Source organism: Amycolatopsis ultiminotia, assembly GCF_039536925.1.
GTDB lineage: Bacteria > Actinomycetota > Actinomycetes > Mycobacteriales > Pseudonocardiaceae > Amycolatopsis > Amycolatopsis ultiminotia.
In genome coordinates this window covers 22,218-34,036 of record NZ_BAAAZN010000012.1, presented here as the reverse complement: position 1 = coordinate 34,036, position 11,819 = coordinate 22,218, and the positions used below count along the sequence as shown (strand labels likewise).

Below are 11,819 nucleotides of genomic sequence, written 5' to 3'. Positions count from 1 at the left end.
GGAGCGGATATGCCGGGCCGCACATGGGCGGGTACGACGCTGGACGATCGCCGGGCGCAGCGGCGCGTCCGGCTCGTCGACGCCGGGCTCGACCTGCTCGGCACCGACGGCTCCGCGGCGGTGAGTGTCCGCGCGGTGTGCCGCCGCGCGAAGCTCACCGAGCGGTACTTCTACGAGAGCTTCACCGACCGCGAGGACCTTGTCGCCGCGATCTACGAACACGTCGGCGAACAAGCCCGCCAGGTCCTCGTCGACGCGGTGTGCGACGCGGCGGATCCGCGGCAGCGAGCCGAGCACGCGGTGACCGCGTTCGTGGAGCTGGTCCTCGACGATCCGCGTCTCGGCCGGGTGCTGCTGCTCGCGCCGATGACCGATCCGGCGCTCACCCGCCGGGGCCGGCACCTGCTCCCGGCGTTCGCCGCACTCGTCGGGCAGCAGCTTTCCCATGGCGACGAGACCGGCCGTCAGCTCGTGTCGATCGGTCTCGTCGGCGCGCTGAGCAACGTGTTCATCGCCTACCTCGACGGCACGCTGACGGTGTCCCGCGAGCGGCTGGTCGAACACTGCGTGCGGCTGGTGCTCGGCGCGGACGCCCTCGACTCCGGTCCGCACCTCGGCTCCCCTCGTCACTGAGCCACGGCTCGTTCCTCCCGCAGCCGCAGGGCGATATCGATGATCATGTCCTCCTGACCGCCGACGTAGCGCTCGGCACCCACCCGGTACAGGATTTCGTGCGCAGGCACGTCGTACCGCTCGGCCGCGCGCTCGGCGTGCAGCAGGAAACTCGAGTACACCCCGGCGAAGCCCTGCACGATCGACGACCGGTCCATCACCGGCAGCCGCGTGAGGTACTTCTTGACCACGTTCTCCGCGGCGTCCATCAGCACGTCCTTGTCCACGCCGGTGTGCACGCCGAGCCGTTCGAACGTCGCCGCGAGCACCTCGGTGGGCGAGTTCCCGGCGCCGGCCCCGAGCGCGGCGAGCGAACCGTCGATCTGGCGTGCGCCCGCGCGCTGGGCGAGTACCGAATTCGCGACGCCGAAGCTGAGGTTCTGGTGCCCGTGGTAGCCGACCTGCGCCTGGTCCCCGAATTCCGCGACCAGTGCGGCGACGCGATCGGCCGCCTCCTCCAATACCAGCGCACCGGCGGAATCCACCACGTACACGCACTGGCAGCCCGCGTCGACCATGATCCGGCCTTGTCCGGCCAGCTCCTCCGGCGTCGACATGTGTGACAGCATCAGGAAACCGACCGTCTCCAGGCCGAGTTCGCGGGCCGCGCCGAAGTGCTGGATGGACACGTCCGCTTCGGTGCAGTGCGTCGCGATCCGCACCGCGCCCGCGCCCAGGTCGGCCGCCGCACGCAGATCGGTGACCGTGCCGAGACCGGGCAGCAGCAGCACCGCGATCTTGGCGCGCTCCGCCTCGTCCACCGCGGCGGCGATCAGTTCTCGTTCGTCCACCAGGGAGAAGCCGTAGTTGAACGTGGAGCCGCCGAGCCCGTCGCCGTGCGTCACCTCGATCAAGGAGATCCCCGCGTCGTCGAGTGCGCGGACGGTGTCGCGTACCTGCCGTTCGGTGAACTGGTGTGCCATCGCGTGGCTGCCGTCGCGCAGTGTGGTGTCGACGAGCCGGACTTCGCTGGTCATGCGGCCACCTCCTGTGCGGCGAAGAGGTCGCCGACCCGCGCCGCGGCGGCGGTCATGATGTCCAGGTTGCCCGCGTAGGTGGGCAGGTAGTCACCGTTGCCCGCGACTTCGAGGAACACCCCGACGCGGGCACGGCCTCCCCATTCCGGCCGTGGCGGATCGAACTGCGGCTCCGCCTTGAGCCGGTACCCGGGGACGTAGTGCTGCACCTGCGCCACCATCCGCTCGATCGACGCGCTGACGGCGGCGAAGTCCGTCTCCGGGCCGACCGCGCAGAACACCGTGTCCCGCATGATCATCGGCGGGTCCATCGGGTTGATGATGATGATCGCGCGGCCCTTCTCCGCACCGCCGACCTGCTCGATCCCGCGCGCGGTGGTCACGGTGAACTCGTCGATGTTCGCGCGGGTGCCCGGCCCGGCGGAACGGGACGACACCGAGGCCACGATCTCCGCGTACGGCACCGGCGTCACCCTCGACACGGCGTGCACGATCGGGATGGTGGCCTGGCCGCCGCAGGTGATCAGGTTGACGTTGCGGGCGCCGAGGCGGTCCGGCGGGTTGACCGCGGGGCAGGTGAACGGGCCCACCGCGGCCGGCGTGAGGTCGATCGCCCGGATACCCGCCTGTTCGTAGCGGGGTGCGTTGGCCAGGTGCGCTTTCGCCGACGTCGCCTCGAACACCAGCTGTGGCGGCTCGGCACGCGAAAGCAGCCAGTCCACGCCCTCGGCCGACGTTTCGAGTCCGAGCGCCGCGGCGCGCGCGAGCCCGTCCGACGCCGGATCGACACCCACCATGTAACGCACTTCGACGTGCTCACTGCGCTGCAGTTTCGCGAGCAGGTCCGTACCGATGTTCCCCGGGCCGACGATCGCGGCCGTCACCTTGCGTTCCGCCATGAGTGCACAGTCCCGCGCCGGATGCGGCACACTCAACCCATGCGTACCACTGGGCGGAACAACCAGCCGGCCGACGGGCTCGTCGCGACCCGGATCGCCGCGCTGCTCGAAGCATTCCGGCCGGGCGACGACGCACTGGGCGTGTCGGAGCTGGCCCGGCGCACCGGACTGGCGAAGACGACCGTGCACCGGCTGGCCGGGCACCTCGCGGACACCGGTCTGCTGGAACGCGACGGGACCTCGGTGCGGCTCGGGCTCCGGCTGTTCGAAATCGGCCAGCTCGCCGTCCGGCGGCGCGGGCTGGTGGAGGCCGCCCGGCCGTACCTGGCGGACCTGCGGGAAGCCACGCGCAACACCGTGCACCTTGCGGTGCTGGAGGGCACCGAGGTGGTGTACCTGGACGTGCTGCGCGGTCCGGACGCGCCGGATCTGCCCTCCCGCACCGGCGGCCGCTTCCCCGCCCACGCGACCGGCGTCGGGAAGGCGATCCTGTCCCGCTCCCCCGACGAGGTGCTCACGCGGGTGATCGACGCGGGGCTGCCGAGGGTCAGCAGCCGCACCATCACCGCGCCCGGACTGCTGCGCCGCCAGCTGTCCCGCATCCGCGACGACGGCATCGCGTTCGAACGGGAGGAATCCGGGGTCGGCGTGGTGTGTGCGGCGAGCCCCCTCGTGGACGCGAGCGGGTTCGCCGTCGCCGCGGTGTCCATCTCCGGCTGGACCACCCGGATGCGCACGGAACGGGTCGCCCCCGCGGTGCGGACCGTCGCACTGGCACTGTCGCGCACGATCGCGGAACCCTGACCGGCTGGACGCGCCCCAGCCGGGCCAAACCAGCCGCCGAAAACGCACCGGCCACAGTGGACCGCCTCGGCGGATCGGCACCGTCCCGGCGGACTGGGACAACAGGACGCTGCCACCGCGGTGGACCGAGGCAGCCTGCCTCATCCGTCCACTCTGGACCGAGGAGGCTCGCCACCACGACCGGCCATGGCCGCGGCAACGGGCCCGCCGCCGTGGACCGGCCCCGTCGGATCGGCACAGTCCGTTGTGGACCATCCTACTGGGCCGCCGCTGCCCGTTCCGGAGCGGCGTCCACCGGTCGCAGCGACGGTGCCTCCGTCAGCAGCCCACGCCGGGCCAGCTCCGGCCGTACGCCTTCGCCGAACCAGTACGCCTCTTCCAGGTGCGGATACCCGGACAGCACGAACTCGCTCACCCCTGCCGCGTGGTACTCCTCGATCAGGTCCGCGATTTCCGCGTGGCTGCCGACCATCGCGGTGCCCGCACCGCCGCGGACCAGGCCGATGCCCGTCCACAGGTGGGGGTGCACCTCCAGCTCGCGGGCGGACCCGGCGCTGCGGCCGCCGTGCAGCGCGACCATCCGGCGCTGGCCCACCGACTCGCTCGCCGCCAGCGTGGCCTGTGCCTGGGTGATCTGTTCCGGGCTCAGCGCGTCCAGCAGCTTCTGCGCCTCCGCCCACGCGTCGGCCGAGGTGTCCCGCGCGATCGTGTGCAGCCGCACCCCGAAGCGCAGCGTGCGCCCGGCGGCCTCGGCCAGCTCCCGCACCTTCGCGATCTTCTCCGCGACCTGTGCCGGCGGTTCACCCCAGGTCAGGTACACGTCCGCATGCCGGGCGGCGACCGGAAGGGCGGCAGGCGACGAGCCGCCGAAGTACACCGGCGGCACCGGATCCGGAGCAGCCAGCGTCGTCGCGCCCTCGACCCGGAGGTGGTCCCCGTCGAAGTCGAACGGCTTGCCGGACCAGACGCCGCGCACGACGGACAGGAACTCGTCGGTCCGGGCGTAGCGTTCGTCGTGGTCGTGCCAGTCGCCGAAGCGGCGCTGTTCCACGGCGTCGCCGCCGGTCACGATGTTGAGCAGGACCCGCCCGGACGACAGCCGCTGGAACGTGCCCGCCATCTGCGCGGCCAGCGTCGGCGAGATCACCCCCGGCCGGAACGCGACGAGGAACTTCAGCCTCGACGTTTCCCTGATCAGCGCAGCGGTGCTCAGCCACGCGTCCTCACACCACGTCCCGGTCGGCGTGAGCACGCCCTCGAAACCCTGGTGCTCGGCCGCCCGCGCAACCTGTGCGAGGTAGTCCAGGTCGGCGGTCCGCTGCGCGCTCGGCCCCTGGGACTGCTTCGCGTGGAAGCGTTCCACGATCGTCCGCGCGTCCCCGCTGGTCGGCAGGAACCAGTGCAGTTTCAGGCTCATCCGCTCATCCTCGCGGCCTCGAGCTCGGGCCCGTATCGGCGATCGGCGAACGCCGCGAAGTCGACCTTCCCGGGCAGGGTGCCTGCGTCGGAGAACGCGTCCGCCAGCTGCTGTTCGGAAGCGATCACCCCGTCGTCCAGCGGCGTGGGCACGTCCCGTCCGGCGTCCACTGCCTTCTGCGCGACCGCGAGCTTCAGCCCGGTCTCGGCCGCCCACGCTCGCGCCCACTCGGTGTGGTGCGTGTTCGCCCACAGCTGTGCCTTCGCCACCCGTTGCACGAAGTCCTTGATCGCGGTGTTCTTGCCCGGGTCCGCGAGCGCGCCGGTGCTCGCGGTCTCGAACGCCAGGCCGTTCGAACTGCCCCGGCCGTCGGCGAGCACCCTGGCGTGCGCATCGAGTTGCGCTTGTGCCGTATACGGATCCCAGATCGCCCATGCGTCCACCTCGTGCTGGGTGAACGCCGCGTACGCCTCCGACGGCTGCAGGAACGACAGCTTTACATCCTTAGTGGACAAACCGGCCTTCTTCAGGGTGTTCAGCAGCTGGCCGTGCGCCGAACTGCCCTTCGACACCGCGATCGTCTTGCCCCGCAGGGATGCCACATCGCGCAGCGGTGAATTTCCCGGTACCAGTACGGTTTCCCGCTCGACATTGCTCTTCGCCACGCTCACCACGGCGATCTTCGCCTTCGCCGCGGCCGCGAAGATCGGCGGCGTGTTGCCCACGCGTCCGACGTCGACCGCCCCCGCGGACGCCGCTTCGAGCAGCGGCGGGCCCGAGGTGAACGTGGACCATTCGATCTTGTACGGCACGTCGCCCACCGCCTTGGCCGCGGTGAGCAGCGACTTCACGCCGCCTTTCTGATCACCCACCCGCAGCGTCACCTTCGCCAGCTCGGCAGGTGAAACCGCAGCGGGTACCGGAGCCGGACCGGTCGCGGTACCGGAGGACGAACAGGCGGCGAGCCCGGCAAGCACCAGAGTCGCGGCCAGCGCGGCCGTCGTCGTGCGAAGCACGGTCTTACGCAGATGCACCTTCGGTCACTCCCAGGTCGGCCAGCACGCGGGTGCGTACGTCGGCATGGTCGGCGGCAGTCCGCGGACGGGGGTGGCTCAGCACGTGCTCGGCCAGAATGCGGCCTTCACCCAGCACGAGGACCCGGTCCGCGAGCAGCAGCGCCTCGTCCACGTCGTGGGTCACGAGCAGCACACCCGGCCGGTGCGTGCGCCACAGATCCTCGACGAGACCGTGCATCGCGAGCCGGGTCAACGCGTCGAGCGCGCCGAACGGTTCGTCCAGCAACAGCAGATCGGGCTCGCGGACCAGCGCACGGGCGAGCGACACGCGCTGGGCTTCCCCACCGGAGAGGGTCAGCGGCCACGCGTCCGCGTGCCCGCTCAGCTGCACCTCCGCCAGCGCGCGTTCCGCCACGGCGCGGTTGCGTGATTGGCTTTCCCCGTCGCGGCGCAGGCCGAGCACGACGTTGCGCCAGACCTTCCGCCACGGCAGCAACCGCGGCTGCTGGAAGGCGACCGAGACGGTGCCGGGCACGCGGGCGGTGCCTTCGATCTCGGCGTCCAGTCCGGCCAGCACCCGCAGCAGGGTCGACTTGCCCGATCCGCTGCGGCCCAGCAGTGCCACGAACTCCCCGCGCTCGATCGTCAGGTCCAGTCCACTCAGGACAGCGCGGTCGCCGAACCGCTTGGTCAGGCCGCGCACCGCGGCCGCAGGATTCACCGTGCCCGCCATCGCAGCGCCCTCCGTTCCAGTAGCCGCACCAGCGCGTCGGTGACCAGGCCCAGCACCGCGTAGACCACGAGCCCGACCACCACCACGTCGGTCCGCAGGAAGTCCCGCGCATTGGTGATCAGGTAGCCGATCCCGGCGTCGGCGTTCACCGTCTCGCCGACGATCAGCGCGAGCCAGGCGACCCCGAGCGACTGCCGCAGCCCCACCAGCGCAGGCGGCAGCGCGCCCGGCAGGACCACATGCCACAGCCGTTCCCCACGGCTGAACCCGAGCGCCCGCGCGGCGTCCACCAGCCGCTCGTCCGTGCCGCGGATGCCGGAGTGGACGTTGAGGTAGAGCGGGAACGCCACGCCGAGCGCGACGAGCAGGATCTTCGTCTCCTCGCCGATCCCGAACCACAGGATGAACAACGGGATCAGCCCGAGGAACGGCAGCGTGCGCAGCATCTGCACGGGCGGGTCGACCAGCGCCTCGCCCCAGCGGAACAGGCCGGAGACCACTCCGAGCAGGATCCCCACCGCGGCACCGAGTGCGAACCCCGCACCCACCCGGCCGAGTGAGATCACGAATGCGTCGCCGAGCTCGCCACTGCGCGCGACCTCGACGCCCGCCTGCAGGACGGTCCACGGCGAGCTGAGTTTTTCCGGTGGCAGCAGACCGGTCGAGCTGGCGATCTGCCACAGCGCGATCAGCCCGACCGGGCTGATCCAGCGGCGCAGCGACGGCCGCCGCCGCCGCGCCGGGCGGGGCACCTGCGCGGGCGCGGCCGGATCGGCGCGCGACAGCACGCCCGTGGTGGAAATCGACACGGATTTCTCCCGGGTACGGTTTTCGTTCAGGGAAAAGGAAAAACGTCGTTCAGAAAGGCCGACAGGCCGCGTTCGCCCGCCGGCCGAGATCGATGTGCCGTCGGCACACGAGGGAAACGCTCGGACACATGATGACGAGCTTCGGGCCACGGCCGGGTGAAGTCAATGCGCGTCCACCGGTTCCCGCGCAGTGGAACCCGGGCCGCCGGTGTTCGGGTCCGCGAACAGGGGCGGCCGTGCCGCCGCCCGGTATCCGGGACAGCCGAGCCGATCAGCCGCCGAACAACCGGTGCCACTGATCGAGCGAACGCGGCCGGAACACGAAGTTGGCCGCCTTCACCCGCGACAACGCGGCGGACGGCTCGGGAGAGTACTGGTGCCCGGGGTAGACCACCGGATCACCGGGCAGCGCGGCGAGCCACTGCAGGCTGCGGAAGATCGCGTCCGCGTCGCCGCCGGGGAAATCGGTGCGGCCACAGCCTTCCAGGAACAGCGTGTCGCCGGAGACGAGCCGGTCGCCGACCAGCAGGCACTGGCTGCCGGGGGTGTGCCCAGGGGTGTGCAGCAGCCGGATGCCGATCGAGCCGACGGTCACGACGTCGTCGTGGTCGTGCCCGCGCAGGTCGGTCTCCGACACCCCGGTGACCCGGCGGACCCATTCGCGTTCCTCGGCGTTGACGTGGATCGGCACCGGTGCCACCGCGAGCAGTTCGGCGATCCCGGGCAGCGCGACCCCCATCAGGTCGCCGCCGACGTGATCGGCGTGGTGGTGCGTGGCCAGCACCCCGCTCAGCCGCATACCGTCCGCTTCGAGCAGGTCCAGCAGGTCCCGTACCGCGTAGGCCGGGTCCACCACCACCGCGTCGCCGGTTTCGCGATCGCCGATGAGATAGGCGAAGTTCACCATCTGGGTCGCGACCGGATCGCCCACGGCGAAGTCCCTGCCTGCGAGCAACTGGCGGAAGTACAGCTGGTCTGCCATGCCCGCAGCCTAACCGGCGATGCTCACTCGCCGACCGCGCCGTCGGCGAGTTCGCGCAGTGCGTCCAAGTGCCCGACGTGCCGTGCGGTCTCCTGCACCACGTGCGCGAGCACCCAGCGCACGGTGAACTCACCCGATCGTCGGGTCCGCTCCTCCGGCACCAGTTCCGCGAGCGCATTCGCCGAATGCACCCACTCCGCGCGGTACGCCGTGATCACCGACTCCGGATCGTCCTGCGGAGTCACGTCCCAGCTCGGATCCGGCGATCCCGGCCACAGCGAAGGCAGCGCCGCGCCGCCGGCTTCGATCGACAGCCACCACCGTTCGACCGCCGTCAGGTGTTTCAGCACCCCCAGCGCGCTGGTCCGTGGCGAGCTCGGCAGCGGCGCCGCGACGGCCTGTTCCCTGTTCAGTCCCGCGAGCTTGCCCACTGCGGTCGCTCGCAGGAAGCCGAGGAACCGGGTCTGCACGGTCAGCTCGTCGCCGTCCAGCCGATCGGGCCACTCGCGTTCCACCTCGGACATGGTGCGGAGCGTACCGGCGGGGCGGGGCATAGGGTTGCCGCATGGTGTGGGGTTTCCTGTGTGCGGCGCTTTCCGCGGTGGCCTACGGTGTCGGCTCCGTTCTGCAGGCGATCGCGGCGAAGGCAACCCCGGACGCGGGAGCGGGTGTCGATCCCCGGCTGCTGCTGCGGGTGCTGCGGCAGTGGAAGTACGTGCTCGGGCTCGGGCTCGACGTGCTCGGGTTCGTCTCGCAGGTCGCCGCACTGCAAGTGTTGCCGCTGTTCGTCGTCCAGGCCACGCAGGCGGCCAGCCTCGCGGTGACCGCGGTCGCCGCACGCGTGCTCGGGGCACGACTGGGCGCGCGGGAATGGGCCGCCGTGGTGGTGCTCTGCGCCGGGCTGGCCCTGCTCGGTTCGTCGGCCGAGAGCGAGGGCTCCGACCAGGTGGGCCTCGGCTTCCGGCTCGCGCTGGTCGGCACGGTCGTGGTGCTCGGCCTCGCCGGACTTGCCGCCGGACGCGCCGGTCACCGCGTCCGGACGCCGGCGCTGGGCTTGGTCGCCGGGCTGTGCTTCGGGGTGGTCGCGGTCGCCGGCCGGGTCATCCCGAGCCTGACGCCGCTGGACCTGGTGCGCGATCCGGCGCTGTACGTGGTGGCCGCCGCCGGGGGGCTGGCAATGCTGTTCTACGCAACCGCACTGCAGCGCGGCAGCGTGACCACCGCCACCGCGATGAACGTGCTCGGCGAGACCGTACTGCCGTCGCTGGTCGGTGTCCTGCTCCTGGGCGACCGCACCCGTCCCGGTTTCGTGGCCGTGGCGCTGGCCGGGTTCGTGCTCGCGGTCGCCGCGGCGCTGACGCTGGCCCGGTTCGGCGAGCCGGCGCCGGTCGAACAACCCGCCGCCCGGTGACTCAGCCCCGGTTGCGCCGCCACTGGCTCGACAGCAGCCACATCAGGTAGAGGCCGCCGATCGCACCGGTCGCGATGCCCACCGGGAGCCCCTCCTCGCCGAACGCCAGCCGGGTCACCAGGTCGCTCACGACCAGCAGCACCGCGCCCATCAGCGCGGAGCACACCAGTACCGGCTGGGCCGAGCGGACCAGCCGCTTCGCCAGCTGCGGTGCCGCCAGCGCGACGAAGGTGATCGGCCCGGCCGCCGCGGTCGCGACCGCGCACAGCACCACCGCGACCGCGATCAGCACGGTGCGGCTGCGCTCCACCGGCACGCCGAGGCCCTTGGCCGAATCGTCGCCCATCTCCAGCAGCGCCAGCCGCCTGCCGTAGCCGAACGCGACCGGCAGCAGCACCACCACGGCCGCCGCGACCGGGCCGACCTCTTCCCATCCGCGGCCGTTCAGCCCGCCGACCAGCCAGGCCTGCGCGGAATACGCGTCCTGCATGGACGCACGGGTGATCAGGTAGGAGTTCGCCGCGGTCAGCATCGCGGCCACCCCGATCCCGACCAGGATCAGCCGGAACCCCTGCACGCCACGGCGGAACGCCAGCACGCCCACGACCAGCGCGGTGACCACTCCGCCCAGCAGCGCGCCGAGCGCGACCTCGCCGGATCCGCCGTGCGCCAGCACGATGACCAGCAACGCACCGGTCGCCGAACCCTGGGTGAAGCCGATCACGTCCGGGCTGCCCAGCGGGTTGCCGGACAGGCTCTGCAACGTCCCGCCGCTGACCGCGAGCGCGGCGCCGACCAGCACCGCGAGCAGCAGCCGCGGCAACCGCAGCGTGGTCACGATGAATTCGGTGCCGGTGTCGCCGAACCCGAGCAGCGTCTTCACCACGTCGAGCACCGAGAGGGGGTAGTCCCCGGTGGTCATGCTCACCGCGCTCAGTACGAACAACGCCACGAACAGCACGATCGCGGTCACCAGCGCCCGCGGCCGGATCCGCACGGCCGCGGGCCGTTCCCGCACCGCGGTCACAGCCGCGCCAGCTTCCGCCGCCGGCACATCGCCACGAACACCGGCGCGCCGAGGAACGCGGTGACGATGCCGACCTGCAGTTCCTCCGGCGGGTTGAGCACCCGGCCCACCACGTCGGAGCCGATCAGCAGCATCGGCGAAAGCACCATCGAGTAGGGCAGCACCCACCGCTGGTCCGGGCCGACCAGGATGCGCACGATCTGCGGCACGGCCAGCCCGATGAACGTGATCGGCCCGATCGCCGCGGTCGAGGCACCGCACAGCAGCGTGACCGCGAGCCCGCCGAGCACCCGGGTGCGGCCCGGCCGCGCGCCGAGCGCCCGGCCGGTCTGCTCGCCCAGCGCGAGCACGTTGAGCGGCCGGGCGAGCAGCAGCGCGAGCACGATCCCGATCGCCACGAACGGCGAGATCTGCAGCAGCACGTCCGCGCCGCGGCCGCTGAGCGAACCGACGTTCCAGAACCGGAACTGGTTGAAGGTGGTCGGGTCGATCAGCAGGACCGCCCCGATGTAGGCCTGCAGCACCGCGGTCAGCGCGGCACCGGACATCACCAGCCGGTCCGGCGTCGCCCCGGCGCGCCCGGCGGTGCCGAGCAGGTACACCACCACCGAAGCGACGGCCGCGCCGAGAAAGGCGAACCACACGTACCCCAGCACGCCGGTGATGCCGAAGAACGCGATCGCCGACACCACCGCGGCGGCCGCGCCGGTGTTCACCCCGAGCAGTCCCGGATCGGCCAGCGGGTTGCGGGTCAGCGCCTGCAGCACCGCGCCGCCGAGACCGAGCGCCGCCCCGACGAGTGCACCCAGCAGGGTGCGCGGGATGCGCTGGTCGTGGATGATCACCGCGTCGGTCGTGCCGTCGTCGTGCCAGAGCACCGACCAGATCGAGCCGAACGGGATGCTCTTCGAGCCGATCCACACACTCACCAGCATGACCAGGACCAGCACCGCGAGCGCGACCACCAGTCCGGCGGCGCGTACGGTACGGGCCCGGCCGCGGCGAGCCGGTGGGTCCGCCTGGACCGGCGGGCTCACACTGACGACCACAACACCTCCCGGGGACACGGCAG

The 11,819-nt window shown here is 71.7% G+C and carries 13 protein-coding genes; 3 read left to right on the top strand and 10 right to left on the bottom strand.

The features are described 5' to 3' along the window. Positions 1-9: 9 nt before the first annotated feature. Entirely contained in the window at positions 10-633 is a 624-nt protein-coding gene (locus ABD793_RS25605) for a TetR/AcrR family transcriptional regulator (RefSeq protein ID WP_344864335.1), read from the top strand. On the opposite strand, the gene dmpG is transcribed toward ABD793_RS25605, so the two are convergent. After that, a complete protein-coding gene (dmpG, locus tag ABD793_RS25600) occupies positions 627-1,649 on the bottom strand; it encodes a 4-hydroxy-2-oxovalerate aldolase (protein WP_344864332.1) in 1,023 nt (340 codons plus the stop codon). The two genes, ABD793_RS25605 and dmpG, sit on opposite strands and share 7 nt — an antisense overlap. After that, positions 1,646-2,548 (bottom strand): acetaldehyde dehydrogenase (acetylating), encoded by a 903-nt coding sequence (locus ABD793_RS25595; RefSeq protein WP_344864330.1) that lies wholly within the window; start codon positions 2,546-2,548, stop codon positions 1,646-1,648. Before ABD793_RS25595 ends, dmpG begins: the two co-directional genes overlap by 4 nt. Positions 2,549-2,587: 39 nt before the next feature. On the opposite strand from ABD793_RS25595, the gene ABD793_RS25590 reads away from it, so the two are divergent. Continuing rightward, entirely contained in the window at positions 2,588-3,352 is a 765-nt protein-coding gene (locus tag ABD793_RS25590) for an IclR family transcriptional regulator (protein ID WP_344864327.1), read from the top strand. A gap of 256 nt (positions 3,353-3,608) precedes the next feature. Here the strand turns inward: ABD793_RS25590 and ABD793_RS25585 are convergent, their stop codons facing one another. The 6 genes from ABD793_RS25585 to ABD793_RS25560 form a co-directional block, all read right to left on the bottom strand. Beyond that, on the bottom strand, positions 3,609-4,769 hold the full coding sequence (locus ABD793_RS25585) for an LLM class flavin-dependent oxidoreductase (protein WP_344864325.1): 1,161 nt from the start codon (positions 4,767-4,769) through the stop codon (positions 3,609-3,611). Continuing rightward, on the bottom strand, positions 4,766-5,803 hold the full coding sequence (locus tag ABD793_RS25580) for an ABC transporter substrate-binding protein (protein WP_344864323.1): 1,038 nt from the start codon (positions 5,801-5,803) through the stop codon (positions 4,766-4,768). The genes ABD793_RS25585 and ABD793_RS25580 overlap by 4 nt, the downstream gene beginning before the upstream one ends. Next, on the bottom strand, positions 5,790-6,518 hold the full coding sequence (locus ABD793_RS25575) for an ABC transporter ATP-binding protein (RefSeq protein WP_344864321.1): 729 nt from the start codon (positions 6,516-6,518) through the stop codon (positions 5,790-5,792). The genes ABD793_RS25580 and ABD793_RS25575 overlap by 14 nt, the downstream gene beginning before the upstream one ends. Continuing rightward, a complete protein-coding gene (locus tag ABD793_RS25570) occupies positions 6,503-7,327 on the bottom strand; it encodes an ABC transporter permease (protein WP_344864319.1) in 825 nt (274 codons plus the stop codon). The genes ABD793_RS25575 and ABD793_RS25570 overlap by 16 nt, the downstream gene beginning before the upstream one ends. Positions 7,328-7,598: 271 nt before the next feature. After that, positions 7,599-8,309 carry an MBL fold metallo-hydrolase gene (locus ABD793_RS25565; RefSeq protein ID WP_344864317.1) on the bottom strand — a complete coding sequence of 237 codons (711 nt, stop codon included), beginning with the start codon at positions 8,307-8,309 and terminating at the stop codon, positions 7,599-7,601. A 23-nt stretch (positions 8,310-8,332) separates the two neighbouring features. Beyond that, on the bottom strand, positions 8,333-8,833 hold the full coding sequence (locus tag ABD793_RS25560; protein WP_344864315.1) for a mycothiol transferase: 501 nt from the start codon (positions 8,831-8,833) through the stop codon (positions 8,333-8,335). 41 nt (positions 8,834-8,874) lie between these two features. Here ABD793_RS25560 and ABD793_RS25555 point away from each other — a divergent pair, with 41 nt between their 5' ends. Then, positions 8,875-9,720: a DMT family protein gene (locus tag ABD793_RS25555; protein ID WP_344864313.1), complete on the top strand. Its 846-nt coding sequence runs from the start codon at positions 8,875-8,877 to the stop codon at positions 9,718-9,720. A gap of 1 nt (position 9,721) precedes the next feature. Here ABD793_RS25555 and ABD793_RS25550 read toward each other — a convergent pair whose 3' ends face one another. Both ABD793_RS25550 and ABD793_RS25545 read right to left on the bottom strand, forming a co-directional pair. Next, the gene (locus ABD793_RS25550; RefSeq protein ID WP_344864311.1) at positions 9,722-10,747 is read right to left on the bottom strand and encodes a FecCD family ABC transporter permease; all 1,026 of its coding nucleotides are present in this window, start codon (positions 10,745-10,747) and stop codon (positions 9,722-9,724) included. Beyond that, on the bottom strand, positions 10,744-11,784 hold the full coding sequence (locus ABD793_RS25545) for a FecCD family ABC transporter permease (protein ID WP_425548773.1): 1,041 nt from the start codon (positions 11,782-11,784) through the stop codon (positions 10,744-10,746). Before ABD793_RS25545 ends, ABD793_RS25550 begins: the two co-directional genes overlap by 4 nt. Positions 11,785-11,819 lie beyond the last annotated feature (35 nt).